The sequence below is a fragment of the Neisseria lisongii genome (genome assembly GCF_028463985.1).
GTDB classification, from domain to species: domain Bacteria; phylum Pseudomonadota; class Gammaproteobacteria; order Burkholderiales; family Neisseriaceae; genus Neisseria; species Neisseria lisongii.
The window spans coordinates 111,299-136,790 of record NZ_CP116766.1 but is presented as its reverse complement, the minus strand read 5'-3'; the positions used below and the strand labels follow the sequence as shown (position 1 = coordinate 136,790).

Annotated in this window: 22 protein-coding genes; 6 read left to right on the top strand and 16 right to left on the bottom strand. The window is 52.7% G+C overall.

From position 1 onward, the window contains the following. Positions 1-38 precede the first annotated feature (38 nt). From PJU73_RS00690 to PJU73_RS00660, 7 genes are all read right to left on the bottom strand, one after another. A complete protein-coding gene (locus tag PJU73_RS00690; protein WP_237090974.1) occupies positions 39-662 on the bottom strand; it encodes an L-threonylcarbamoyladenylate synthase in 624 nt (207 codons plus the stop codon). Positions 663-749: 87 nt separating this feature from the next. Then, complete coding sequence (prpF, locus tag PJU73_RS00685; protein WP_237090973.1) at positions 750-1,922, bottom strand: 2-methylaconitate cis-trans isomerase PrpF; 1,173 nt, start codon at positions 1,920-1,922, stop codon at positions 750-752. Positions 1,923-2,051: 129 nt separating this feature from the next. Beyond that, complete coding sequence (locus PJU73_RS00680; protein ID WP_237090972.1) at positions 2,052-3,005, bottom strand: bile acid:sodium symporter family protein; 954 nt, start codon at positions 3,003-3,005, stop codon at positions 2,052-2,054. Between the two features lie 293 nt (positions 3,006-3,298). After that, complete coding sequence (acnD, locus tag PJU73_RS00675; RefSeq protein ID WP_237090971.1) at positions 3,299-5,902, bottom strand: Fe/S-dependent 2-methylisocitrate dehydratase AcnD; 2,604 nt, start codon at positions 5,900-5,902, stop codon at positions 3,299-3,301. A 166-nt stretch (positions 5,903-6,068) separates the two neighbouring features. Next, positions 6,069-7,217, bottom strand: a complete 1,149-nt coding sequence (prpC, locus tag PJU73_RS00670; RefSeq protein ID WP_237090970.1) for a bifunctional 2-methylcitrate synthase/citrate synthase — start codon at positions 7,215-7,217, stop codon at positions 6,069-6,071. A gap of 206 nt (positions 7,218-7,423) precedes the next feature. After that, positions 7,424-8,299 carry a methylisocitrate lyase gene (gene prpB / locus PJU73_RS00665; RefSeq protein ID WP_237090969.1) on the bottom strand — a complete coding sequence of 292 codons (876 nt, stop codon included), beginning with the start codon at positions 8,297-8,299 and terminating at the stop codon, positions 7,424-7,426. Between the two features lie 582 nt (positions 8,300-8,881). After that, a complete protein-coding gene (locus PJU73_RS00660) occupies positions 8,882-10,195 on the bottom strand; it encodes an NCS2 family permease (protein ID WP_237090968.1) in 1,314 nt (437 codons plus the stop codon). Positions 10,196-10,450: 255 nt separating this feature from the next. Here PJU73_RS00660 and PJU73_RS00655 point away from each other — a divergent pair, with 255 nt between their 5' ends. Next, a complete protein-coding gene (locus PJU73_RS00655) occupies positions 10,451-11,380 on the top strand; it encodes an AEC family transporter (RefSeq protein ID WP_237090967.1) in 930 nt (309 codons plus the stop codon). A 489-nt stretch (positions 11,381-11,869) separates the two neighbouring features. On the opposite strand, the gene gdhA is transcribed toward PJU73_RS00655, so the two are convergent. Next, entirely contained in the window at positions 11,870-13,204 is a 1,335-nt protein-coding gene (gene gdhA / locus PJU73_RS00650; protein WP_237090966.1) for an NADP-specific glutamate dehydrogenase, read from the bottom strand. Between the two features lie 336 nt (positions 13,205-13,540). Here gdhA and PJU73_RS00645 point away from each other — a divergent pair, with 336 nt between their 5' ends. Next, positions 13,541-14,335, top strand: a complete 795-nt coding sequence (locus PJU73_RS00645; RefSeq protein ID WP_237090965.1) for a thymidylate synthase — start codon at positions 13,541-13,543, stop codon at positions 14,333-14,335. Between the two features lie 168 nt (positions 14,336-14,503). Here PJU73_RS00645 and lapB read toward each other — a convergent pair whose 3' ends face one another. Both lapB and PJU73_RS00635 read right to left on the bottom strand, forming a co-directional pair. Next, positions 14,504-15,673: a lipopolysaccharide assembly protein LapB gene (gene lapB, locus PJU73_RS00640; protein WP_237090964.1), complete on the bottom strand. Its 1,170-nt coding sequence runs from the start codon at positions 15,671-15,673 to the stop codon at positions 14,504-14,506. Between the two features lie 2 nt (positions 15,674-15,675). Then, positions 15,676-15,999: a LapA family protein gene (locus PJU73_RS00635; protein ID WP_237090963.1), complete on the bottom strand. Its 324-nt coding sequence runs from the start codon at positions 15,997-15,999 to the stop codon at positions 15,676-15,678. Between PJU73_RS00635 and PJU73_RS00630 the strand changes: the two genes are divergently transcribed. The 3 genes from PJU73_RS00630 to PJU73_RS00620 all read left to right on the top strand — a co-directional run bounded on the left by PJU73_RS00630 (position 15,998) and on the right by PJU73_RS00620 (position 17,812). Beyond that, a complete protein-coding gene (locus PJU73_RS00630; RefSeq protein WP_237090962.1) occupies positions 15,998-16,231 on the top strand; it encodes a hypothetical protein in 234 nt (77 codons plus the stop codon). The two genes, PJU73_RS00635 and PJU73_RS00630, sit on opposite strands and share 2 nt — an antisense overlap. A gap of 222 nt (positions 16,232-16,453) precedes the next feature. Continuing rightward, on the top strand, positions 16,454-17,452 hold the full coding sequence (ilvE, locus tag PJU73_RS00625) for a branched-chain-amino-acid transaminase (protein ID WP_237090961.1): 999 nt from the start codon (positions 16,454-16,456) through the stop codon (positions 17,450-17,452). A 168-nt stretch (positions 17,453-17,620) separates the two neighbouring features. Then, positions 17,621-17,812 (top strand): zinc-finger domain-containing protein, encoded by a 192-nt coding sequence (locus PJU73_RS00620; RefSeq protein WP_237090960.1) that lies wholly within the window; start codon positions 17,621-17,623, stop codon positions 17,810-17,812. Positions 17,813-18,006: 194 nt separating this feature from the next. Here the strand turns inward: PJU73_RS00620 and PJU73_RS00615 are convergent, their stop codons facing one another. The 6 genes from PJU73_RS00615 to metK form a co-directional block, all read right to left on the bottom strand. Next, a complete protein-coding gene (locus PJU73_RS00615) occupies positions 18,007-18,831 on the bottom strand; it encodes an undecaprenyl-diphosphate phosphatase (protein WP_237090959.1) in 825 nt (274 codons plus the stop codon). A gap of 294 nt (positions 18,832-19,125) precedes the next feature. Further along, on the bottom strand, positions 19,126-19,743 hold the full coding sequence (locus tag PJU73_RS00610) for a thiol:disulfide interchange protein DsbA/DsbL (protein ID WP_237090958.1): 618 nt from the start codon (positions 19,741-19,743) through the stop codon (positions 19,126-19,128). Positions 19,744-19,774: 31 nt separating this feature from the next. Next, the gene (locus PJU73_RS00605; RefSeq protein ID WP_237090957.1) at positions 19,775-20,788 is read right to left on the bottom strand and encodes an SPOR domain-containing protein; all 1,014 of its coding nucleotides are present in this window, start codon (positions 20,786-20,788) and stop codon (positions 19,775-19,777) included. A 151-nt stretch (positions 20,789-20,939) separates the two neighbouring features. Then, the gene (locus PJU73_RS00600) at positions 20,940-22,430 is read right to left on the bottom strand and encodes a YifB family Mg chelatase-like AAA ATPase (RefSeq protein ID WP_237090956.1); all 1,491 of its coding nucleotides are present in this window, start codon (positions 22,428-22,430) and stop codon (positions 20,940-20,942) included. Between the two features lie 6 nt (positions 22,431-22,436). Further along, a complete protein-coding gene (locus tag PJU73_RS00595; RefSeq protein ID WP_237090955.1) occupies positions 22,437-22,733 on the bottom strand; it encodes an accessory factor UbiK family protein in 297 nt (98 codons plus the stop codon). Between the two features lie 135 nt (positions 22,734-22,868). Beyond that, positions 22,869-24,038, bottom strand: coding sequence for a methionine adenosyltransferase (gene metK, locus PJU73_RS00590; RefSeq protein ID WP_237090954.1), 1,170 nt, complete (start codon positions 24,036-24,038; stop codon positions 22,869-22,871). Positions 24,039-24,489: 451 nt separating this feature from the next. On the opposite strand from metK, the gene PJU73_RS00585 reads away from it, so the two are divergent. Beyond that, on the top strand, positions 24,490-25,371 hold the full coding sequence (locus tag PJU73_RS00585; protein WP_237090953.1) for a lysophospholipid acyltransferase family protein: 882 nt from the start codon (positions 24,490-24,492) through the stop codon (positions 25,369-25,371). Positions 25,372-25,492: the final 121 nt, after the last annotated feature.

The following is a 25,492-nucleotide window of genomic DNA, read 5'->3' as shown; positions in this document are numbered from 1 at the left end:
AACACAGACAACATGATTTTCAGACGGCCTGTTGCGGCTTAAAATCCGAACAGGCTTTTGTCGCCTTTGCCTTCCCGAATCAACTCGGTGCCGTCGGTCATATCCACTACCGTGGTCGGCTCGGTGCCGCACCAGCCGCCGTCAATCACCAAATCGACGCTGTGTTCCAAACGGTCTCGGATTTCATACGGATCGGTCAGCGGCTCGCCGTTGTCTTCGGGCAAAATCAGGGTGCAGCTCAACAGCGGTTCGCCCAATTCGGCCAGCAGCGCCAGAGCGGTTTTGTTGTCCGGCACACGCAGGCCTATGGTTTTGCGTTTCGGGTGCAATGTGCGGTTCGGCACTTCTTTGGTGGCTTCCAAAATAAAGGTGTAGCTTCCGGGTGTGGCGGCTTTGAGTTGGCGGAACTGGCTGTTGTCCACTTTGGCATAAGTTCCCAATTCGCTCAAATCGGCACACATCAGCGTGAGGTGGTGCTTGAGGTCGATTTTGCGGATCTGCAAAATCCGTTCCATCGCCGCCTTGTCGCCCAAACGGCAACCGAGGGCGTAGCAGGAATCGGTAGGATAAACCACCACGCCGCCGTTGCGGACGATTTCGGCCGCCTGTTTAATCAGGCGCTCTTGCGGATTATCGGGGTGAATGGCGAAAAATTGTGCCATGAGGTTTCCTTACATTCAATCACAGCCTACATCATAACAGAATGCCGTCTGAAAACGCAGTTTTCAGACGGCATGGGCGGAAACGGTTTATACCGCCGCTTCTTCCGGCACCCGCACCCAACCTTCCATAATCACTCGGGCGCTGCGGCTCATCACAGCTTTTTTCACCGCCCACTGTCCGTTTTCCACAGCGGCGGCGGCACCGACCCGCAACGTGCCGGACGGGTGGCCGAAGCACACGCTTTCACGTTCTCCGCCACCGGCGGCAAGATTGACCAGCGTATCGGGAATGGCGGCGGCGGTGGCAATCGCAACCGAAGCCGTCCCCATCATTGCATGATGCAGTTTGCCCATAGAAAAAGCACGCACCAGCAAATCGATGTCTTGCGCCGCAACGGTTTTGCCGCTGGAAGCGCTGTAGCTTGCAGCGGGGGCGACAAAGGCGACTTTCGGTGTATGCTGGCGGGTTTTGGCCTCGTCCAAATCGGCAATCAGCCCCATTTTCAATGCGCCGTAGGCACGGATTGTTTCAAAAAAGGCGAGTTTTTCGGCATCACCGTTGATGTCGTCCTGCAGTTCCGTACCGCTGTAACCGATGTCGGCGGCATTGACAAACACGGTGGGAATGCCCGAATTAATCAGTGTCGCCTGAATATTGCCGATACCGGGGATTTCCAAAGTATCCACTACATTGCCGGTTGGAAACAGGCTACCCGCATCGTCGGCGGGGTCTAAAAATTCAATTACCACTTCGGCGGCGGGAAAGGTTACGCCGTCCAGCTCGAAATCGCCGGTTTCCAGCACTTCGCCGTTTTGTATCGGCACATGGGCAATGATGGTTTTGCCGATATTCGCTTGCCAGATTTTCACCGTGCAAATGCCGTTTTCGGGAATTTTGTCCGCGTCCACCAAGCCCTGCGACACGGCAAACGCACCGACCGCCGCCGTCATATTGCCGCAGTTGCCGCTCCAATCGACAAACGGTTTGTCAATCGACACTTGTCCGAACAGATAATCCACATCGTGATCCGGCTTGGAAGATTTATCCAAAATCAAGGCCTTACTGGTGGACGAACTGGCATTTCCCAAACCGTCTATCTGTTTACCGTAAGGGTCGGGACTACCCAAAACCCGCAGCAAAATCTGATCGCGCACCCGCCCCGCCTGCTGCGCTTGCTGCGGCAGGTCGCTGCGTTTGAAAATCACACCTTTTGATGTACCGCCCCGATAATACACGGCGGGAATTTTGATTTGCGGCATGGTATTTCTCCTTTGTTTTGTGTTTTAAAAAATCAACAAACAGCCTATATTACCCTTAGACAAAACGGCATACCGCCCGAAGGCCGTCTGAAAACCAAGTTTCTGCAAAGTTCACACCGGTTTCAAGTGTCATCGGCTTCGGCGTTTGTCCCAAAAGGCAAACAGATTGCCCAACACCGTTCCCGAAACTGAGTGCCACACGCAGGCGACTGCGGCGGCAACGGCGGATTCGGCATTGCCGGGGAAGAATTTGGCGCTCAATCCGGTTGCCAAACCGGCATTCTGTACGCCGACTTCAATCGCCAGCGTGCGTTTTTTGGCGGTACTCATGCCCATCAGTGCGCCGCTGTAATAGCCCAAAACATAGCCGCCAATATTGTGAATGGCAATCGCCACCAGCATCACGGCAACGGAATTTCGGAAGTGATGTCCGTGTACCGCCGCCACACCGCCGACAATGCAGGCAAACGCCAGCACCGCTACGCCGGGCATAATGTTGCGGACATCTTCAAACCAGTGTTTGCGTTGCAGCAGGATATTGGCAACCGAACCCAACACCACCGGCAACAGCGTAACCAGCAGCATAAAGCGGAACATGCCCCAGCCGTCCATATCCACGGTTTGGCCGACCAGAACCGTCATCCACAGCGGTGTCATCACCGGCGCTAAAATCGTGGAAACCGTGGTCATGCCCACTGAGAATGCTACATCGCCTTTTGCCAGAAAACTCATAATGTTGGACGACACACCGCCCGGGCAAGTGCCGACCAGTACCAAGCCCAAAGTCAGCCCCGGCGACAAACCCAATATTTTCGCCACCGCAATCGCCAGCAGCGGCATAATGGTGTATTGCGCTACAGCGCCAATCAGAATATCCAGCGGCCGCTGCACCAAAATGCGGTAATCCTCTTTACCCAGCGTCATGCCCATGCCGAGCATAATCACGCCCAACACGGCAACCTGCGTATCGCCTTTTACCCAAGCAAATGTTGCCGGTTCGGCCATCGCCACCAGTGCCGCCAGAATAATCACCCATGCGGTCAGGCGGGTTAATTGCCGGCTGATCCATACTAAAGACTGCATATATTTTCACCTCGTAAAATCAAACAGATAAAACATCGTCCGGCTGCTGAAAACGGTTATTTCCATACTGCATCGGTCGGCAATATGGAATTTATATTTTGGCTATATAACCGTTTTGGCAATGATACAAATCCAAATACACAAAAACCAACCGTGTCTGTTTTCAGACGGCCTCAAGGCCGTCTGAAAACCGGTATCGGATTGCGGAAACCCGAACGGATTACACAGCGGATAAGCCGCCTGCAGACAACTTATCCGCCGATCTGTTTCATTTTACACAAATTAACCCGAAGTTAAACATTCCCCGCCAAAAAATCTTGGGCAAAGCGCTGCAACACGCCGCCGGCTTCGTAAATCAACACTTCTTCGGCGGTATCCAAGCGGCAGGTTACGGGAACTTCCAGTGTTTCGCCGTTTTTGCGGTGAACCACCAGCGTCAAATCGCAGCGGGCTTCACGTTGGCCGATAACATCATAAGTTTCCGTACCGTCCAGTTGCAGCGTGTGGCGGTTGGTGCCGTCTTTAAATTGCAGCGGCAACACGCCCATGCCGATCAGATTGGTGCGGTGGATACGCTCGAAACCTTCGGCAACAATCGCTTCCACACCGGCCAAGCGTACGCCTTTTGCCGCCCAGTCGCGGCTTGAGCCTTGCCCGTAATCCGCACCCGCCACGATAATCAGCGGCTGTTTGCGGTTCATATAGGTTTCAATCGCTTCCCACATGCGCATCACCTTGCCTTCTGGTTCGACCCTTGCCAGCGAACCTTGGCGGGTGGTGCCGTCTTCATTTTTCACCATTTCATTAAACAGCTTAGGATTGGCGAACGTGGCACGCTGGGCGGTCAGATGGTCGCCGCGGTGGGTGGCGTAGCTGTTGAAGTCTTCTTCGGGCAGCCCCATTTTCGCCAGATATTCGCCGGCTGCACTGGTCGGCAGAATGGCATTACTTGGCGAAAGATGGTCGGTGGTAATGTTGTCGGGCAAAATCGCCAGCGGGCGCATACCTTTCAGTGTGCGCTCTCCGGCCAATGCGCCTTCCCAATACGGCGGGCGGCGGATATAGGTGGACATCGGCCGCCAGTCATACAGCGGCGACGGTGCTTTTTCCGCTTCGCCGGTGTCAAACATCGGGATATACACATCACGGAACTGCTGCGGTTTCACATATCGGGCAACGATTTCATCGATTTCTTCATCGCTCGGCCAAATATCTTTCAGGCGGATTTCTTTGCCGTCTGAAATGCCCAATACATCGTTTTCAATGTCGAAACGGATCGAACCGGCAATCGCATACGCCACCACCAACGGCGGCGATGCCAAAAATGCCTGTTTGGCATACGGATGGATACGGCCGTCAAAGTTGCGGTTGCCCGACAATACGGCAGTAGCATACAAATCACGGTCAATGATTTCCTGCTGGATGTTCGGATCGAGTGCGCCCGACATGCCGTTGCAGGTGGTGCAGGCAAAGGCGACAATGCCGAAGCCGAGTTGTTCCATTTCCGACAGTAAACCTGCTTCTTTCAAATAGATTTCCGCCACTTTCGAGCCGGGAGCAAACGAAGTTTTCACCCACGGTTTGCGGCTCAAGCCCAAACGGTTGGCATTGCGAGCCAACAGAGCGGCGGCCACCACGTTGCGCGGGTTGGACGTGTTGGTACACGAAGTAATCGCCGCAATAATCACTGCGCCATCAGGCATTTTGCCGTCGGCCGGAATTTCATAAGGCTGCGCCAAACCTTTGGCCGCCAAATCGGCGGTGGCAAAACGGGCGTGCGGATTGCTCGGCCCCGCCATATTGCGGGTAACCGACGACAAATCGAAAGTCAGCACACGGGGATAGCGGGCGGTTTTCAAATCATCGGCCCACAAACCCGCAGTTTTGGCGTATTGTTCCACCAATTTGACCTGCGCCTCATCACGGCCGGTTAATTTCAAATAATCAATGGTTTGTTCGTCAATCGAAAATAAGGCGGCGGTTGCACCAAATTCGGGGGTCATGTTGGAAATCGTGGCTCGGTCGCCGATAGACAGGCTGCGTGCGCCTTCGCCGAAAAATTCGACAAATGCACCGACTACCCGTTCTTTACGCAGAAATTCGGTCAGCGCCAACACAATATCGGTGGCGGTAATGCCCGCTTGGCGTTTGCCGGTCAATTCTACGCCGACAATATCGGGCAGGCGCATCATGGAAGCCCGACCCAACATCACAGTTTCCGCTTCCAAACCGCCCACACCCACCGAAATCACGCCCAAAGCGTCCACATGCGGCGTGTGGCTGTCGGTGCCGACACAGGTATCGGGAAAGGCAATGCCGTTTTTCACCTGAACCACGGGCGACATTTTTTCCAGATTGATTTGGTGCATAATGCCGTTGCCCGCCGGAATCACGTCCACATTTTCAAAAGCGGTTTTCGTCCAGTTGATGAAGTGGAAACGGTCTTCGTTGCGGCGGTCTTCGATTTCACGGTTTTTGCGGAAAGCATCGGGGTCGTAGCCGCCGCATTCCACCGCCAGCGAGTGATCGACAATCAACTGGGTTTGCACCACGGGATTGACTTTGCTCGGATCGCCGCCTTTGTCGGCAATCGCATCACGCAGCCCCGCCAAATCGACCAATGCCGTCTGTCCCAAAATATCATGGCACACCACACGGGCGGGATACCACGGAAAATCCAGCTCCTGTTTGTTTTCAATCAACTGCTTCAGCCATGACTGCAAGGTTTCCAGCGGCACGTTTTCAGCACGGTTAATCAGGTTTTCCGCCAGAATACGGCTTGTATAAGGCAGCTTGTCATAAGAACCCGCCTGAATATCTTCGCAGGCTTGGCGGGCATCGTAATAATGCAGATTGCTGTCGGATAAGGGTTTGCGGTAGGTTTGGTTGGCAGACATGCGTTACTCCTTCAATTATGTTTTTCTTGTTTGGGGAAAATGCTTTCAGTCGGGAACTGTGATTTAAAATAATATCCGACTGTTTTTAATAAAAATTTATCATTATCTATACTGGTAAACAAAAAAGGCCGTCTGAAAACAGGGTTTCAGGCAGCCTTTTTGCGGATTAGCGTTCTTGCAGCGGAACGAAAGCCAATTCGTCAGGGCCGGTGTAGTTGGCACTCGGACGGATGATTTTGCCGTCTTGGCGTTGTTCCAAAACGTGGGCAGCCCAGCCGGTGGTGCGGGAAATCACAAACAGCGGCGTAAACATGGCGGTCGGTACGCCCAGTTTTTGGTAGGAAACGGCGGAGAACCAGTCCAGATTCGGGAACATTTTTTTCTCGTTCCACATCAGGGTTTCCAAACGATCGGCAATGTCAAACAGGCGCATATCGCCTTTTTCTTCGCTCAGGCGGCGTGCCACTTCTTTAATCACCACATTGCGGGGGTCGGAAATGGTGTACACCGGATGGCCGAAACCGATCACGATTTCTTTGCGGGCGATGCGTTCCCGAATATCGGCTTCGGCTTCGTCGGCATTGCGGTAGCGTTTTTGAATATCGTATGCCACTTCGTTGGCACCGCCGTGTTTCGGGCCTTTCAATGCGCCGATGGCACCGGTGATGGCGGAATAGATGTCCGAGCCGGTACCGGCAATCACACGGGAAGTAAAGGTGGAAGCGTTGAATTCATGTTCGGCATACAGAATCAGGGAAACGTGCATGGCTCTGATTTGCGATTCGGTCGGGCGTTTGCCGTGCAGCAGGTGCAGGAAATGGCCGCCGATGCTTTCTTCTTTACTTTCCACTTCGATGCGTTTGCCGTTGTGCGAGAACTGATACCAATACAGCAGCATACTACCCAAGCAGGCGATCAGTTTGTCGGCAATGTCTCGGGCTTCGCTCAAAGGCTGGCTTTCACGCTCGGGGTGAACGCAGCCGAGCATGGATACGCCGGTACGCATCACGTCCATCGGGTGGGTATGCGCCGGCAGGCTTTCCAATACCTGAATCACCCGAATCGGCAGGCCGCGCAGCGATTTCAGTTTCTGTTTGTAGGCCGCCAGTTCAAACGTATTGGGCAGATGGCCGTGAATCAACAGGTGGGCGACTTCTTCAAATTCGCAGTGTTCGGCCAAATCCAAGATGTCGTAGCCTCGATAGCTCAAATCGTTACCGGAACGGCCTACGGTACACAATGCGGTATTGCCCGCCGCCACGCCTGAAAGAGCTACGGATTTTTTCGGTTTGAAAGTCGGGGTTTCGGTTGTCATGATTTTTCTCCTTTTACTGGAAACAGCGTATATTTAAGCCGGAACGACAATGTTGCAGCACCGGTTGAAACAGTTGCAGACATCGGGCGGCTTCCTCTCTAACCGACCGTTCGGGCTGTCCCGCCCTTTTTATCGTGAGTCCACTTTAATATTGTGTTTTGCAGTTTTCAGACGGCCTCTCTCATCAGGCCGTCTGAAAACCGAATTTATTTTTGAAACAGTTGGTCCAGCTTCTGTTCAAATGCGTGATAATCCAAATGTTCGTAGAGTTCGGCACGGGTCTGCATGGTCTGCACCACGTTTTCCTGCGTACCGTCCCGCATAATCGCCTGATACACATTCAAAGCCGCCTGACTGGCCGCACGGAAAGACGACAATGGATACAGCACCAGCGATACGCCGTTTTCCGCCAATTCTTTTTGATTGTAGAGCGGCGTTGCGCCAAACTCGGTAATATTCGCCAACACCGGCACTTTTACCGCTTCGGCGAATTGTTTGTACATGCCCAAGTCGGTCATCGCTTCCGGGAAAATCATATCGGCACCGGCCTCTACGCAGGCTTGCGCCCGTTCGATTGCCGAATCCAAACCTTCCACCGCCAAAGCGTCGGTGCGGGCCATAATCACAAAGTTTTCATCAACACGGGCATCAACCGCCGCTTTGATTCTGTCCACCATTTCGGCTTGCGAAACAATGGCTTTGTTCGGACGGTGGCCGCAGCGTTTTTGCGCCACTTGGTCTTCGATATGCACCGCCGCCACGCCGGCACGTTCAAACTGGCGGATGGTGCGGGCGATATTGAATGCGCCGCCCCAACCCACATCGATATCCACCAGCAGCGGTGTATCCACATTGTCGGTAATGCGGCGGGCATCAATTAACACGTCTTCCATGGTGGTAATGCCCAAATCGGGAATGCCGCACGAACACGCCGCCACGCCGCCGCCCGACAGATAAATGGCTTTAAAGCCGCTTTGGGTTGCCAAACGGGCAAAATAGGCATTGACACAGCCGACAACGGCCAGCGGATTGGAATCTCGAACGGCCTCGCGGAAACGCAAACCGGCAGATGATTGAGTCATGTTTTTCTCCTCTATTTATATTCGGAATACTTCTTGTGAAACAGCCGGTTGTGTTTAAGGCTGCTTCCTGCGCCGCACAGGGTTAAGATACGGCAAAACAGAAAACGTTTAACGGAAAACGGTTTCGGTCATTCAAATCGGGTGGGGATTGGTTAATATGCTGCTGCGGGCTGCAGCGCTGCATGGGCGGAACGGAAAAGCGGTTGCCGGAAGCGGCGGTGATGAGATTGGCTGTTCATGGTTGCTCCTGTGTTTTTCTTATGTAGTATGGTGTAGTTTTATTATTAACAAAATTTAATTCATAATTATTTGAGTGTCAAATACTTTTTTAGCCTTTCCATACTAATTTTCAGACGGCCTGAAAAAAATTGGGGAAACATTAATAACAATTACTCATTAACTATTATATATATAATTGAATTTAATATAATTTAAATGTAACTTTTTTGAAACTTGAAGTTTTTAATTTATTTTAAACAGTTTGCAAAAAGCCGTTTTCAGACGGCATTTTGTCGATATTTTTACAAAATAACGACAAAAAAGCCCGCCGCTGTTGCGGCAGGCTTTTGCAAAACAAACGTTTTATGCGCCCAAGAACCAGAATTTCACGGCCCACAATACGGTAACAATCCACACCATAGGCGGCACGTCTTTGGCACGGCCGCAGAGCAGTTTGATCAGGCTGTAGCTGATAAAGCCCATGGCGATACCGTCGGCAATCGAGTAGGCAAACGGCATGAATACGATGGTTAAAAATGCCGGTGCCGCTTCGGTCATGTCTTCCCAATCGATATCTTTGGTACTGCGCAGCATCTGCACGCCGACATACAGCAGCGCCGGTGCGGTGGCAAAGGTCGGCACGCTTTGCGCCAGCGGCGAGAAGACCAAAGCCGCCAGCATCAATACGCCGACTGTTACCGCCGTCAGACCGGTACGGCCGCCGACGGCCACACCGGCGGCGCTTTCCACATAAGGCGTGGTAGAAGACGTACCCAATGCCGCACCCGCCACAATGGCGCTGGAATCGGCCAGCAATGCACGTTTCAGGCGGGGCAGTTTGCCGTTTTCCAACAAGCCAGCACGGTGCGACACGCCGACCAGCGTGCCGGTACTGTCAAACAAGTCCACCAAGAAAAACACGAAAATCACGCTGACCATACTGGCGGTAAACAGACCTTCAAAATTCATCTGCATAAAGGTCGGTGCAATGCTCGGCACGCTTCCGACAACGCCTTTGAACTCGCTCAAACCCAGCAGCGTAGAAACCGCAGTAATCGCCAGAATGGTGATGATGATGGCGGCACGGATACGGAAATAGCCCAACACCGACACCAGCACAAAGCCGCCCATCGCCAGCAGCACAGACGGTTGGTGAATATCGCCCATACCGACCAAAGTTGCCGGATTGCTGACAATCACGCCCGCCCCTTTCAGCGCAATCAGTGCCAAAAACAGGCCGACACCGGCGGCAATCGACATTTTCAAACCGGTCGGCAACGCATTGACCAGCATTTCACGGACTTTAAACAGGCTAAACACAATAAAAATCAGGCCCGATACAAAGACCGCACCCAATGCTACTTGCCAAGGTACACCCATGCCTTTGACCACAGCAAAGGTAAAATACGCATTCAGCCCCATGCCCGGTGCCAGCGCAATCGGATAATTGCCGACAAAACCCATCACAAAACAGCCCACAGCCGCTGCAATACAGGTTGCGACAAACACAGCGCCCACGTCCATACCCGCCTCGCCCAAAATCAGCGGATTGACAATGATGATGTAACACAGAGTCAGAAAGGTCGTCAGACCCGCCATCAGTTCCGTCCGTACGTCGGTCCCGCTGGCTCGCAAATTAAAAATTCGCTCAAGTAAATGATTATTTGAAGTATTCATATAAATAGATTGATAGAGAGAGGAAAAAATTCAGGCGCACATTATACTGAACTTTGCCCGGTTTCGGTAAAGTTTTGTTGACAATTTTATCGACAAGTAAAGAAATCGCACCACTCTCCTGTCAGGCCGTCTGAAAACAGAAGGAAGAGCGGCGCAACGCAACCATGCCGGCCACACCCCGTTTTCAGACGGCCTCACGCTTTCCCCCTTGCAGACTAAAGCGTACAATCCACCTTTTGTCCCGAATCAAACACTATGGAAACCGCCCTGCTGCTTGCCGGAAAAATTACCGAACTCACGCTGATTGTACTGATGGGCATTGCGCTGGTGAAATTCAAACTGCTCAAAACCGAAAACAGCTACCCGCTGTCCGTCATCGCCCTCTACCTCATCAGCCCCTCGGTGATGATACACGCCTTCCAAGCCGACTATTCGCCCGAAATCCTCGACGGCTTGTGGCTGTCGCTGAAACTGGCGGTATTATTCCATATCCTACTGATTATTTTAGGCAAACTGTTCAGCCATCTGCTCAAACTCGATGCCCTCGAACACGCCGCTACCATCTATACCAATTCCGGCAACCTCATTATCCCGCTGGTGATGTCCATTTTCGGGCCGCAATGGGTGATTTACACCAGCGGATTCATTATCGTGCAAATGCTGCTGTTTTGGACGCACTTGCGGCTCTTAATCTGCGGCAGCGGCAAAGTTTCATGGACAAGCCTGCTGCGCAACATCAATATTCTGTCCATGCTCTGCGGCGTAATCCTGTTCAGCCTCCAAATCAAACTACCCAAAATAGTGGACGGCGCATTGGCAACCGTCGGCAGCATGATCGGGCCGGTGGCCATGCTGGTGGCAGGTATGCTGATTGCCTCGTTGCCGCTCAAACAGATTATGCTGTCCAAACGCATTTACCTGATCGCCTTTCTGCGGCTGCTGATTCCGATGATTTTAATGTTTGCCGTCAAACTGTCCGGACTCGCAGGTCAAGACGCACACAGCCGCACCGTAGTCTTAATCAGCTTCCTCGCCACCATCAGCCCCGCCGCCGCCACCATCACCCAAATGGCCGTGGTGTATAAGCAAAACGCCGCCAAAGCCAGCGCCATCTACGGCGTAACCACCCTGCTGTGTATCCTGACCATGCCGCTGATTATCGTGCTTTATCAGTGGATTGTGTAGTGAAATAACCAAAAAATATTACCCCCCCAGTAAACCACCCTTCCCGCCAACGGGACGGGGAATGGTGTGTAGCGTGCTTGCCTAAGCATGCACGTATTCTTTAAATTCCACATGAATGCCGTCTGAAACCGTAGGTTTCGCCAAAGCGAGTTTCTGCGCAGCTAAAATCAGATTTTCAGACGGCTTCGACATAAAATGCACAGAACAGGTGCGTGCTTTGGCCCGCACCCTACAAGTGCCGGATTAAATGGTATGGATTATTCAGTTAATCCACTATATATCGTGAATTCACTTTAAAAGTATTACAGCGTTGGCTCGCCTTGCCGTACTACCTGTACTGTCTGCGGCTCGCCGCCTTGTACTACTTTTAAAGTGAATCCACTATATAACACAAGATAACACAAGATAACACAAGATAACACAAGGCCGTCTGAAAACTCGATTTTCAGACGGCCTCAATGATACGGACTATTTAAAACTCAAACCGTTTTAAATCCCCTGAGCCAGCATGGCATCGGCAACTTTGACGAAACCGGCGATATTAGCACCGTTGACGTAATTGACTTTGTCGCCCTCTTTGCCGTATTTCACGCAGGATTCGTGGATGGCTTGCATGATGTCGAACAGGCGTTGATCGACTTCTTCGCGGCTCCATGAAAGGCGGATGGCGTTTTGGCTCATTTCTAAGCCGGATGTGGCTACGCCGCCGGCATTTGAGGCTTTGCCCGGTGCGTACAAGATACCGGCTTTGATAAACTGCTCGACTGCGCCCAGTGTCGATGGCATGTTTGCACCCTCGGCAACCACGAAACAGCCGTTTGCCAGCAGAGTTTTGGCATCTGCTTCGTCCAGCTCGTTTTGGGTGGCGCAAGGCAGGGCGATTTCGCAGGCGACGTTCCACGGTTTTTGGTTTTCAAAGTATTTCAGGCCTTGTTCTTGGGCATATACGGCCAAACGTTCGCGGCGTACTTCTTTCAATTCAATCAGAGCAGCCAGCTGGGCTTCGGTCATGCCGCTGTCGGCAAACAGGACAAAGCCGTTGGAATCGGATACGGTCAGCACTTTTGCGCCCAAATGGATGGATTTTTCGGCGGCGTATTGTGCGACGTTGCCCGAACCGGAAATCACGACACGTTTGCCGGCAAAGCTGTCGTTGCGGGTTTCAAGCATGGATTGGGCGAAATAAACAGCGCCGTAGCCGGTGGCTTCAGGACGAATCAGGCTACCGCCCCATTCCAGACCTTTGCCGGTCAGCACGGAAGTAAATTCATTGCGGATTTTTTTGTATTGGCCGTATAAGAAACCGATTTCACGGCCGCCCACGCCGATGTCGCCGGCGGGAACGTCGGTATTCGGGCCGATGTGGCGGTAGAGTTCGGTCATAAAGGCTTGGCAGAAACGCATCACTTCGGCATCGGATTTGCCTTTCGGGTCAAAATCCGAACCGCCTTTGCCGCCGCCCATTGGCAAGGTGGTGAGGGCGTTTTTGAACACTTGTTCGAATGCCAGAAATTTCAATACACCCAAATCCACGGTCGGGTGGAAGCGCAGGCCGCCTTTATACGGGCCGATAGCTGAGTTCATCTGAATGCGGTAGCCTCGGTTGACTTGAACCTGACCTTTGTCGTCCACCCAAGTAACTCGAAACATAATCACCCGCTCCGGCTCGACCAAACGCTCCAGCAGGCTTTGCTGGGTGTATTTCGGGTTTTTCGCCAAAAACGGATCAAGACTCATAAAGACTTCTTCAACCGCTTGGTGAAACGGCTCCTGATTCGGGTTGCGGGCTTTCAGACCGGCAAACAGGGCATTTAAATCTGTCATTTTTAATTCTCCAAAGAAAAAAGTTGTACAAAACGTCTAAAATTATGAGTTTCAAATATAAACCTATTTTTTTTGCTTGCCAATATTTTTTTGTAAAATTGTTGACAATATTTCTTTACAATTTGATTATCGTTGGATTTTAAAAGGTATTTTTTCGTAAACCTCAAAATTTAATTTCAAATATGGAACTTTTTTAGACCTAAATTCCAAAGCTCCAAAGCCTTGCAAAGCTGTTTTAAGCCGTTTTACGCTGAAATCATGCCGACAGCGCAGCGGTTTTAGCAGCATATTCCGCCGCTGTGCTAAAATACCCGCCCCACCAACCTAAGGATTGCCATGAAAGCCTATCTCGATTTGATGAACCATGTGCTGACGCACGGAACCGACAAAGCCGACCGCACCGGCACCGGCACCCGCTCGGTATTCGGTTATCAGATGCGCTTCGATTTAAGCCAAGGGTTTCCCCTGCTGACCACCAAAAAACTGCATCTGCGTTCGATTATTCACGAATTGCTGTGGTTTCTCAAAGGCGATACCAATATCAAATATCTGAAAGACAACAATGTTTCGATTTGGGACGAATGGGCGGACGCAAACGGCGATCTCGGGCCGGTTTACGGCTACCAGTGGCGCAGCTGGCCCGCACCCGACGGCCGCCATATCGACCAGATTACCAATTTGGTTAATCAAATCAAAAACAATCCCGATTCCCGCCGCCTGATTGTGTCGGCTTGGAATCCGGCGTTGGTAGACGAAATGGCGCTGCCGCCATGCCATGCCCTGTTTCAGTTTTATGTTGCCGACGGCAAACTTTCTTGCCAGCTTTACCAGCGCAGCGCCGATATTTTCTTAGGCGTGCCGTTCAACATCGCCAGCTATGCCCTGCTGACCATGATGATCGCCCAAGTCTGCGGCTTGGAAACGGGCGAATTTATCCATACGTTCGGCGATGCCCATTTATACAGCAACCATTTTGAACAGGCGCAGCTGCAACTTCAGCGGGCTTGCCGACCGCTGCCGAAAATGAAGCTGAATCCGAACGTTGATAATCTGCTTGACTTTACTTTTGAAGATTTCGAGCTGACCGATTACGATCCGCACCCGCATATCAAAGCGGCGGTGGCCGTCTGAAAATATAGTGAAATAACCCCAAAGCGCTACAGCGTTGGCTTCGCCTTGCCGCCTTGTATTGCTTTGGGATTATTCCACTATACCATGCCGTTTTTCAGACGGCATTATCAGTCAAAACAAAAAAGCGGACGCTTATCACGTCCGCCTTTTCAGATTAAACCAATCCCATCAAACCTCGATTTTATTTGCCGTAAACGTTTCCCATTTATTGCACGCCGGGCAGAGCCAGAAAAATGCCTGCGATTTGAAATGGCAGTTGCGGCAACGGTGCATCACGGCTTTTTGCAGTTGGCGGCCGATCACCGAGCGCATCATATCGGCATCGGCTTTCCACGTCGGATTCATATCACTGAGTTTCAAACCGAGCAGGCGGTACACGCCGCCCAAGTCGGGTTTTTGCCGCACCAGTTCCAAGGCCAGCTGCGCTGCTTCGCTCTCGCCCTTGAGCAGCAGGGCTTTTTCGTAAATCACGTCTATCAGATTGAGATCGGGAAAGGTTTTCATATAACCGAACAACTGGTTCAAACCCTCTTCCCGCTTATCTTGTGCGGCGTAGGCTTCGTATAATTTTTCGCCCACCATGGTCAGATAGGCATGGTTTTGCTGTTCGATGGCGCTGTATGCGTCCACCGCTGCAGCGAAATTGCCCTGACGGTATTCGATGTCGCCCAAAATCATATTGGCACGGGTGCATTTTTTGTTGGCTTCCAATGCTTTGCCGACATGGTAACGTGCCACATCGAAATTGGATTTAAACAGCGCCGCTTGCGCCAATTCGCAATAAAATTGTGCAATTTCAAACTGATAAGTCTGATCGTCTTTATTCAGCCGCTGCGCCATGTCGATGGCTTTTTCCCAGTCTCTATCCTGCTGGTAAATGCTCATCAAATGCTGGCAGGCTTGGCGTGCCATATCGCCTTCGAGCAGGCTGAGAAAAATTTGTTCGGCACGATCGACCAATCCGGCGCTTTGGTAGTTTTGCGCCAGCTCAAACAATACCTGTTCCCGCTTTTCATGCACGGTATCCGGCGAATCGAGCAGGGCTTTGTGCATACTGATGGCTTTGTCGTTTTCCCCACGCTGGCGGTAGAGTTTGCCCAAAGTCAGGTTTAAATCGTAAGACTGAGGCTGCTGGTCAATCACTTCCGCCAGTTCCCGTGCGGCACGGCCGCTGTTGTGATCAACCAGCGCATCCAAGCTGCGGTAAAAGCCGCTGGGAATGCTTTTCGCCTGTTTCAACACGGTTTTCATGTCCACTCGTGCGGCAAACCAGCCCATGGCGAAAAACACCGGCAACAGAATCACCGGAAGCAGAAAAAACCATAATTCGTTTTCCATACTTATTCCTTAGCCGCCTGCTCTGCGGTTTGAACCGTTTGCACCGGCGCTGCGGCACGGATTTCCTGCTCGGTAATAACCGCCGTTTTTTTCACTTCGGCACGCAGGCGGTTGTTTTCGCTGCGCAGCGCCAGCAGTCTGCCAAACAGGGCAAACAGTCCGAATACGATACCGATCACAAAAGCGGCAAACAGCGCCACAATCAGCGGCAACTCAAGCGGCTGGCCCGGTAAGTAAAACAGGGAAACTGTCTGCGTATTGCTGACTGCCAGCAGCAAAAATACCAGCAATACCAAAATTTTAATCACATTTAATACAATTTTCATGAAATTCTCCGAAAATCCGGTTACGGCGAAATGTGTTTTCCAAATCAATCGGGGCGATACTGCACAGAAAAACATCTTTCGGCAATCAGGCCGTCTGAAAACGAGCAAAGCGGGTTTCTGCGAAGCTAAAACCAAAGGTTTCGCCAAAACGAGCAAAGCGGGTTTCAGCGCAACCGAAATAAGTGTAACGAATTTCAACACACCCGCCAATCATCACGGTGCAACAGTTTAAACGATTTGCCGCTTTTAGGATAGCCACCGGCCGCCGCATCCGACACGGTTATGGTCAAATCTGTGCTTATCCGCCCCGCAAAAATCCGCTTTTTCCGCTTGCCAAACTAAGGTTTTCAGGCGTATTGTTTAGCCTTTCATCTATCAAATGATTGCAGGCGGAATACACTGCCTGCCGACAACCGAATCCGATACCATCAGAAAAAAAGAAAGGCTACAAATCATGAGCAGACCCGTTCCCGCCGTATTCGGCAGCGTATTTCATGCCCAAATGCCCGTTATCGCTTTCCAAGACGGCGCATGGCAGCCGGTTCGCTGGCAATCTTCCCAAGACCTGACTCTGCCCGCCGGCGCACACGCCCTGCACTACGGCAGCGAATGTTTTGAAGGCTTGAAAGCCTTCCGTCAGGCAAACGGCAAAATCGTGATGTTCCGCCCGACCGAAAACATCAAACGTATGCAGCAAAGCGCCGAAATCCTGTCGCTGCCGAAACCGGAAACCGAGCCGTTTTTAGCCGCCTTGGTCGAACTGGTCAAACGTGCCGCCGACGAAATCCCCGATGCGCCCGCCTCGCTCTATCTGCGCCCGACCTTAATCGGCACTGATCCGGTTATCGGCAAAGCCGGTGCGCCGTCTGAAACTGCCCTGCTGTATATTCTCGCCTCCCCTGTCGGCGATTATTTCAAAGCCGGTTCGCCGGTCAAAATTCTGGTGGAAACCGAACATATCCGCTGCGCACCGCACATGGGTCGGGTGAAATGCGGCGGCAACTACGCTTCCGCCATGCCGTGGATTTTGAAAGCCAAAGCCGAACACGGTGCCAGCCAAGTATTGTTCTGCCCGAACGGCGACGTTCAGGAAACCGGTGCATCAAACTTTATGGTGATTAACGGCGACGAAATCGTTACCAAACCGCTGACTGACGAGTTTTTGCACGGCGTTACCCGCCAATCCGTTTTAACCGTTGCCGCCGATTTGGGCTACCGCATCAGCGAACGCAACTTCACCGTGGACGAACTGAAAGCCATGGTTGAAAACGGCGCAGAAGCCATCTTAACCGGCACCGCCGCCGTGATTTCGCCGATTACCTCGTTTGTGATTGACGGCAAAGAAATCGAAGTCAAAAGCCAAGAGCGCGGCTATGCCATCCGCAAAGCCGTTACCGACATCCAATTCGGTTTGGCGGAAGACAAATACGGCTGGCTGGTTGAAGTCTGCTGATTGCCGGTTCAACGTTTGACATAAAGCCGAGGCCGTCTGAAAACTGCATTTTCAGACGGCTTGTTGCGTAAGAGTGGTTCAATTTCAAACCAATCTGCACTTGTGTTCAATATGGAAAATTCATTTTTCCGGCGATATAATAAAGCAAATTTTACGAGGACAAACCAAATGCCAAACACCAGCCAACCGGTGGTGATTACACCGAAAGACCTACCTTTATACTGCTCCGGCCCGAATCATGAAACGTGGAACGGCCACCCAAGAGTGTTTCTGCCGATTGAATCCAACGGCGAAACCGCCTGCCCGTATTGCGGCACGGTTTACCGTTTGGACGGGGAAATTCCGCACCATCATTCTTAATCCGCTGATTAAATCCCAAATCAATGCCGTCTGAAAACTGCGTGTTCAAACGCGGTTTTCAGACGGCATGGTTTTATTCAATTATAGTGGATTCACTTTAAAAGTATTACAGCGTTGGCTCGCCTAGCCGTACTACCTGTACTGTCTTCGACTCGCCGCCTTGTACTACTTTTAAAGTGAATCCACTATATTTTCTACTCGCCCCAGCTGACCCAGCCTGTCGCCCAAGTCAGCAGAATCAGGCCGCCGAAGGCGATCCGGTAATAGGCAAACGGTACATAGTTTTTGCTCGATACGAATTTCAGCAAGGCTTTCACTGCCAGCAGGCCGGCGAAGAAGGCGGCGGTAAAGCCGACAGCAATCAGGCCGATGTCCTGCAGAGTGAATAATTGGTAGTGTTTCAAAACATCATAACCTGTTGCCGCAATCATCATCGGCACGGCAAGGAAAAAGGAAAACTCAGTTGCCGCTTTGCGCTCGATGCCCCACAGCATACCGCCCATGATTGTACTGCCGGAACGGGACGTACCGGGAATCAGGGCGCAGATTTGGGCGCAGCCGACCATCAAAGCATCAATCGGACGCATTTCTTCTACGGTCTTCACTTTCGGCGTGCGGCTGCTTTGGCGTTTTTCCACCCACAAGATAAACAGGCCGCCCAAAACCAGCATTGCTGCCACGGTCAGCGGGTTAAACAGATATTGCTTAATCTGTTTGCTGAACAGCAATCCGACCACCGCCGCCGGAACAAACGCCACCGCCAGATTGACAACAAAACGATTTACCTGACGGTCTCTGCCGATACCGGTCATCACTTGCTGAAAACGCCGGCGGTATTCAAATACCACTGCCAACACCGCCCCCAACTGGATGGCGATTTCAAATACTTTGCCGTTGCTGTGGAAATTGATTAAATCGCCGAACACAATCAAATGGCCGGTGCTGGACACCGGCAAAAATTCGGTCAAACCTTCGATAATGCCCAAAATCAGGGCTTTGAATAAGATTAAAATATCCATAATGCTCTTTTCAGACGGCCTGCGAATACGGTTAATTCACTTAATAAAGAGAACGGGCATAGGTTGGGCCTAGACCCAACATCGATTTAAATCACCTTAAAATATAAGGTTTTATTGGGTTACGCTCATACCTCGCTAACCACAATCTACACACTGTGTTGTTATACTTTTTCGGCGAACTCACTATATAAGTACAACCGTCTGTTCTTTATTTATCGAAAATGAGTTAAACCGGTACAGCGTTATCCGCCTGCCCTGATTTAACTCATTCACAATGCTCACTGCAAAAACGGTTTAATGCGTTTTCAACCCCCGTTCGGCACGCACTTTGGCAATCAGCTCGTCCATCGTTTTCATGCCTTGCGGGAAACCTTTATCGAATTTGATTTGGTATTTGCCGCCGACAATCACTGTCGGTGTGCCGCTAATTTGGTAGGTTTCGGTCAGCTTCTGCATATTTTTGGCAACGGTTGCCGTTTGCGGCTGCTGATAGGCTACCCAAAGGCGTTTGCCGTCAAAGGTTTTTTGTGCCGTTGCCCATTTGCGGAACTCATCAGCATCGGCCAAATCCAGTTTCTGTTCGTAAACCGCTTTGAACACCGCCGGATTCGCCTGATATTTCAGACCCGAACGGTTCACCGCCGCCGCTACTTTTGCCAAGCCCAGCATATCCGGCTGCCACACCACATGCTCGGTGCGCAGATAGGTATCGGGCGCAAACGAGCGGCTGTGTTTCAACAGAATCGGATCAAGATGGTAGCAATGCACGCAGAAATAGCCGAAAAATTCCAACACTTCCACTTTATTGGGCTGAAGCTGCGGAATCGGTTTTGCCAAAACCGTGTAATCCTCGCCCACCACTGCTGCCTGAGCCAAAGCAGGTAAAAGCACCAGCCATGCTGCTTTTTTCATCGTTTATCCTCCCGATTACCGGCGGAAATCATTATTGAACGCTGCGGGTCAAACTGCTGACACCGTGTTTTTGCAAGGTTTGCTGCACACGTTTGGCGGCTTCGGCACTCATGCTGCCGCTTTGGACACGGTAGATTTTTTTGCCGTTTGCCGACGCTTCCGCCACATTCGACTGCACACCTAACAGCGCCAGTTTGGCACGCTGGCTGTCGGCTGCGGCACGGTCGCCGTAAGAACCCATCTGCACCACGACTTTTTTACCCGAAGCCGCTGTTGATGTGTCTTTGTTTTGCGCATTGGCCGCTGCCTTGCGGGCTTTTTCAATGCTGCCGGCATTTAAAATCTGCTCAGGGGTCGGTTTGGCTGCTTTTTGGGCGGCTTCTTTTTTCAAAGCAGCCTGTTTTTCAGCGGCACGGCGTTCGGCGGCCTTTTTCTCTTCCAGTTTGCGCTGTTCTTCCAAACGGGCTTTTTTCTTGGCTTCGGCCTGTTTTTCCAAACGGGCTTTCTCGGCTTTCAGGCGTTCGGCTTTGGCTTTTTCGGCCTGAACCCGTTTGCGTTCGGCTTCAGCGGCGGCTTCACGCTCCCGCTTGGCTGCTTCTCGGGTGGCGGCCTGTTCGGCGGCTTTGGCGGCGTTATCGGCTTCGGCTTCCTGCTTGGCCGCACTGTTTTCACGGCCGCCTTGCTCGGCTTTGGCGGTGTCCGGCGCTTCACTGCGTTCTGCCGGTGTCGGCTCGGCGGCTTTTTCAGACGGCCTATCGTCGGCTTTTTCTACCGCCGGTTTCCCGCTCTCGGCCGGTTTTTCAACCGCCGTCTGCGGTGCTTTCTGTTCTGCTGCTGTATCGGCTTTAGGCGCTTCCGGCTTGGCGGTGCTTTTCGGTTTCAAAACTTCCGGTTTGCCCGGTTTTTCGGGTTGCGGTAGTTCTTTAAAAACGTTCTGACTGCTTTGGTTGAGGAAATATAAAATGCCGGCGATGATGGCGGTTGCCAACAGCAGGCCTGATAAGAATCCGGAAAGTCCTTTGCCGGATTGTGCGTGTTTGTTCATAGCTTACCTTAATGTTTTCAGGAAAGTGAAACCGACTTTGCCGCCGGTTTCTGTCTGATGGGGGATATTCTACCAATAATCGCTACATTCGGAAAACTGCCCGCCCTGATTTGTGCGTTTGTGTTGCCGATTCGGCACGGAACATTAAATTTTACAAAGCCCGGCGGAAACCGATGGCTTTCAAAATATGGCGGCGGCTGACGGTTTCATCGCCCGCCAAGTCTGCCAGCGTGCGGGCGACCCGCAGGATTCGGTGGAAGCTGCGGGCGGAAAGCGAGAGTTTTTCCAGCATTTCCGCCAAGGCATTGCGGGCCTCGGCTTCGATGGCGGCGGCGTTGTCCAGCTCGGTTACGCTCAAATCGGCATTGACTTTACCCTGCCTTGCATATTGTCTGTCCCGTGCCGCCAGTACTCTTGCCAACACCGACGCACTGGATTCGCCCGCCTGCTGCTGGGTCAGCTCGGCCGCCGACAAGCTCGGTACTTCTATCGTTAAATCGATGCGGTCGAGCAGCGGCCCTGAAATTTTGCTGCGGTAGCGGGCGATGCTTTCGGGCGTGCAGCGGCACGGTTTGGTGTTGTGTCCCAAATAGCCGCACGGACAGGGGTTCATGGCGGCGACCAGTTGGAAACGTGCCGGATAGACGGCCTGTTTGGCGGCACGGGAAATATGGATTTCGCCGTTTTCCAAAGGCTCGCGCAAGACCTCCAGCACTTTGCGGTCAAATTCGGGCAATTCGTCTAAAAACAATACGCCCCGATGAGCCAGCGAAATCTCGCCGGGTCGGGGATCGGAACCGCCGCCGACCATGGCCACGGCGCTGGCGCTGTGGTGCGGCGAACGGAACGGCCGCTGCCTGCTCCAGTCCTGTTGGTGCTGGGGCAAGAGCGAACGCAGCGCCCATGCTTCAATCTGTTCTGCTTCGGTGAGCGGCGGCAAAATGCCGGGCAAACGCTGCGCCAGCATGGATTTGCCCGTACCCGGCGGACCGACCATCAGCAGGCTGTGGCCACCTGCGGCGGCGATTTCCAGTGCCAGTCGGGCGGTATGCTGGCCTTTGACATCGCTCAAGTCGGGCAAAACCTGATTTTCAGACGGCCTTTCGGCGGCTTGGGCAAGCGTCAGCGGCGCGATGCCGTTGAGATGGGCGGCTACTTCTGCCAAAGTGTTTGCGCCGTACACGTTGATGCCCTGCATGACCGCTGCCTGAACGGCATTTTCAGACGGCAATACAAACGAACGCCCTGCTCTGCCGCCCTGCCACGCCATGGCCAGCGAACCCCGTATCGGTCTCAACAATCCTGACAATGCCAATTCGCCGGCAAATTCGTATTGCGCCAGTTTGCTTGAATCAATCTGCCCCGAAGCGGCCAAAATGCCCAAGGCAATCGGCAAATCGAAGCGGCCGGATTCTTTGGGCAAATCGGCGGGGGCGAGATTGACGGTGATTTTTTTGGCGGGAAAATCAAAGCCGCTCTGGATAATTGCCGCCCGCACCCGATCCCGGCTTTCTTTGACTTCGGTATCGGGCAAGCCGACGATATTGAACGCAGGCAAGCCGTTGGCAAGATGGGCTTCCACTTCGACCAAGGGTGCGTCCATACCGCTGAGGGCGCGGCTGTAAACCAGAGCGAGCGACACGGCGGTTTATTCCGCTGCGGTTTCGGCTGCTTCGGCGGCCGGCGTTTCGGCTTGGGCGGCGGTTTCCTGCGGCAAGGCGGCTTCCAAACGTGCCAGACGGGATTCCAGTTCGATCAGTTTGGTACGGGTTTTAATCAGCACCTGCTGCTGGATATCGAATTCTTCACGGGTAACCAAATCCATGCGGTTAAAGGCGCTGCCGAGCATGGCTTTGACGTTTTTTTCCATGTCTTTTGCCGGGCTGTTGGCAATGGTTTCACTCAATTTGTTGCCGATTTCTTCAAATAACTGTTTACCGAACATGGCGGTAGTCCTTTTTTCAAATATCAGAATGGGCTTATTGTATAGTGAAACAGGCCGTCTGAAAACCGCCGTTGGCGAAAAGTAAATTGCCGTCTGAAAATCGGATTTTCAGACGGCATGGCTGTTGGGTTTGGTTTACAGACCGGCGGCGGCTTTCAATGCAGCGGCTTTATCGGTGCGTTCCCAAGTAAATTCCGGTTCTTCCCGGCCGAAATGGCCGTAGGCGGCGGATTTTTGGTAACGCGGGTGCAGCAGGTCGAGCATTTTCACGATGCCTTTCGGGCGCAGGTCAAAATGTTCGCGCACAATCTGAATCAGTTTTTCTTCGCTGATTTTGCCCGTACCGAAAGTATCGATGGAAATCGAAGTCGGTTGGGCAATGCCGATGGCGTAGGAAACCTGAATCTGGCATTGGCTTGCCAAACCGGCGGCCACAATGTTTTTCGCCACATAGCGACAGGCATAGGCGGCGGAACGGTCCACTTTAGACGGGTCTTTGCCTGAGAATGCGCCGCCACCGTGCGGCGCTGCGCCGCCGTAGGTATCGACAATGATTTTACGGCCGGTCAGACCGCAGTCGCCCTGCGGGCCGCCGATGATGAATTTGCCGGTCGGGTTAATCAGATATTTGGTGTCGTCGGTCAGCATTTCCGCAGGCAAAACCGGTTTGATAATCTGCTCGATAACGGCTTCCCGCAATTCGTCATACGATACGCTTTCATCATGCTGGGTAGACAATACCACAGTATCGATGCGTTTGGCTTTGCCGGTTTCGCTGTCGTACACCACGGTAATCTGCGCTTTGGCATCGGGACGCAGCCAAGGTAAACGGCCGTCCCGGCGCAACTCGCTTTGACGCTGCATCAGGCGGTGGCTGTAATAAATCGCCAGCGGCATCAATACCGGCGTTTCATCGCAGGCATAGCCGAACATCAGACCTTGGTCGCCCGCACCCTGTTCCAAATCCAAACCTTCGCCTTCGTTCACACCTTGGGCGATGTCGGGCGACTGCTCACCGTAGTTCAGCACCAATTTGAAAGTATCGGCGGCAAAGCCCAGCGCCGGATCGTTGTAGCCGATACGGCGCACGGTTTCCCGTGCCACTTGTTCGTAATCCACTTTGGCGCTGGTGGTAATTTCGCCCGCCAGCACGCACAAATCGGTTGCTACCAAGGTTTCCGCCGCCACACGGGCTTTCGGGTCCTGCGTCAAAATCGCATCCAAAATTGCATCGGAAATCTGATCCGCCACTTTGTCCGGATGGCCTTCGGATACTGATTCAGAGGTAAACAGAAATTCGCTCATTTTTAATGGTTCCCAAAAATAATCGCTGCAAACGCCGCCCGCAATCTAAACGGCGGCACTGTTAAATATAAATAGGTTTCAAATACGTTTTTCAGACGGCCTCGCTGCCGCCTGCTGTGCAAGATGCGGGGATTTTCAAACCGAGGCCGTCTGAAAATCAAAACACGTTTCAAACGGGCAAAAAAATACCCGCATTAAGCGGGAATGTCGGATTGTCTGCCGCAAAACCGCAGACCACATCGGCTCGAACCGCCGTCCACCTTACCTTGCGAAAACCGCAACAGCAGGTTGGCATGGAATTTCCCAACTCTTAATGCAGCGGCGATGTTAGCAGATTTCCCGCTGCGCTGCAAGATTGGGCGGCACGGCGTTGGCGGCGTGTTTAAGAAACAGGCCGTTGTTGGCGGGTTAGTGATACAATCGCCAGCACGTTCGTTTTCAAATATTTGGTATGACTCACACCCTACTCTCCTTTCTGTTCCGCCTGACCGCCGCTCTGCCGCTGCCGCTACTGCACAGGCTCGGCAATTTGTTGGGCGGTTTGGCGTATTATCTGCTGCCTGCCGACAGGCGGCGGGTGCGGGCTAATCTGGCGCAGGCGGGGCTGCCGAATCATGCGGCGGCTGTGAAAACCGTTTTCCGTGAAACCGCCAAAAGCGGCTTGGAATTGCCGGTGGCGTTTTTCAGACGGCCTGAAGAAATCGAAACGCTGTTCCGCCAAGTGTACGGCTGGGAATATGTCGAGGCGGCACTGGCGGCGGGCAACGGCCTGCTGTTTATCACGCCGCATCTGGGGAGCTACGATTTGGCGGGCCGCTACATCAGCCAGCGTCTGCCCTTTCCGCTGACGGCGATGTACAAACCGCCAAAAATCAAGGCGTTCGACCAAGTGATGCAGGCAGGACGGGTGCGGGGCAAGGGCAAAACGGCACCGACCAGCATTCAGGGCGTGAAGCAGATTATCAAGGCGCTGCGTTCAGGCGAGGCAACGATTGTGCTGCCCGACCATGTTCCCGATCCGGCCGAAGGCGGCGACGGCGTGTGGGTGGATTTTTTCGGCAAACCGGCCTACACCATGACGCTGGCGGGCAAGCTGGCGCAGGTTAAGGGCGTAAGCACCCTGTTTTTTGTCGGCGAGCGGCTGCCGAACGGTCGGGGCTTCGCCCTGCATATCCGCCCGCTCGAAGGGGAGCTGAACGGCGACAAAGCCCACGATGCCCGCACGGTCAATCAGAATGTGGAACGCTGGATACGCCGCTTTCCATTGCAGTATCTGTTTATGTACAACCGCTACAAACAGCCCGCCGGTGCGCCGTCTGCGCCGCAGGATTGAGTTGTTCGATACATCAAGGCCGTCTGAAAACCGGATTTTCAGACGGCCTTGATGTATCGTAAATTAACCTAAAAAATATGACACCGCAGCGAGCCACCCTTCCCCTAACCCCTTCCCGCCA

Excerpts from the sequence above, each read along its gene's own strand:
- PJU73_RS00585 (WP_237090953.1), top strand. The coding sequence starts at position 24,490 with ATGACTCACACCCTACTCTCCTTTCTGTTCCGCCTGACCGCCGCTCTG.
- PJU73_RS00620 (WP_237090960.1), top strand. The coding sequence starts at position 17,621 with ATGCCAAACACCAGCCAACCGGTGGTGATTACACCGAAAGACCTACCT.
- PJU73_RS00690 (WP_237090974.1), bottom strand. The coding sequence starts at position 662 with ATGGCACAATTTTTCGCCATTCACCCCGATAATCCGCAAGAGCGCCTG.
- prpF (WP_237090973.1), bottom strand. The coding sequence starts at position 1,922 with ATGCCGCAAATCAAAATTCCCGCCGTGTATTATCGGGGCGGTACATCA.
- PJU73_RS00635 (WP_237090963.1), bottom strand. The coding sequence starts at position 15,999 with ATGAAAATTGTATTAAATGTGATTAAAATTTTGGTATTGCTGGTATTT.
- PJU73_RS00680 (WP_237090972.1), bottom strand. The coding sequence starts at position 3,005 with ATGCAGTCTTTAGTATGGATCAGCCGGCAATTAACCCGCCTGACCGCA.
- gdhA (WP_237090966.1), bottom strand. The coding sequence starts at position 13,204 with ATGACAGATTTAAATGCCCTGTTTGCCGGTCTGAAAGCCCGCAACCCG.
- PJU73_RS00645 (WP_237090965.1), top strand. The coding sequence starts at position 13,541 with ATGAAAGCCTATCTCGATTTGATGAACCATGTGCTGACGCACGGAACC.
- prpB (WP_237090969.1), bottom strand. The coding sequence starts at position 8,299 with ATGACTCAATCATCTGCCGGTTTGCGTTTCCGCGAGGCCGTTCGAGAT.
- acnD (WP_237090971.1), bottom strand. The coding sequence starts at position 5,902 with ATGTCTGCCAACCAAACCTACCGCAAACCCTTATCCGACAGCAATCTG.
- PJU73_RS00605 (WP_237090957.1), bottom strand. The coding sequence starts at position 20,788 with ATGAACAAACACGCACAATCCGGCAAAGGACTTTCCGGATTCTTATCA.
- lapB (WP_237090964.1), bottom strand. The coding sequence starts at position 15,673 with ATGGAAAACGAATTATGGTTTTTTCTGCTTCCGGTGATTCTGTTGCCG.
- prpC (WP_237090970.1), bottom strand. The coding sequence starts at position 7,217 with ATGACAACCGAAACCCCGACTTTCAAACCGAAAAAATCCGTAGCTCTT.
- ilvE (WP_237090961.1), top strand. The coding sequence starts at position 16,454 with ATGAGCAGACCCGTTCCCGCCGTATTCGGCAGCGTATTTCATGCCCAA.
- PJU73_RS00660 (WP_237090968.1), bottom strand. The coding sequence starts at position 10,195 with ATGAATACTTCAAATAATCATTTACTTGAGCGAATTTTTAATTTGCGA.
- PJU73_RS00630 (WP_237090962.1), top strand. The coding sequence starts at position 15,998 with ATGAAATTCTCCGAAAATCCGGTTACGGCGAAATGTGTTTTCCAAATC.
- PJU73_RS00615 (WP_237090959.1), bottom strand. The coding sequence starts at position 18,831 with ATGGATATTTTAATCTTATTCAAAGCCCTGATTTTGGGCATTATCGAA.
- PJU73_RS00610 (WP_237090958.1), bottom strand. The coding sequence starts at position 19,743 with ATGAAAAAAGCAGCATGGCTGGTGCTTTTACCTGCTTTGGCTCAGGCA.
- PJU73_RS00595 (WP_237090955.1), bottom strand. The coding sequence starts at position 22,733 with ATGTTCGGTAAACAGTTATTTGAAGAAATCGGCAACAAATTGAGTGAA.
- PJU73_RS00655 (WP_237090967.1), top strand. The coding sequence starts at position 10,451 with ATGGAAACCGCCCTGCTGCTTGCCGGAAAAATTACCGAACTCACGCTG.
- metK (WP_237090954.1), bottom strand. The coding sequence starts at position 24,038 with ATGAGCGAATTTCTGTTTACCTCTGAATCAGTATCCGAAGGCCATCCG.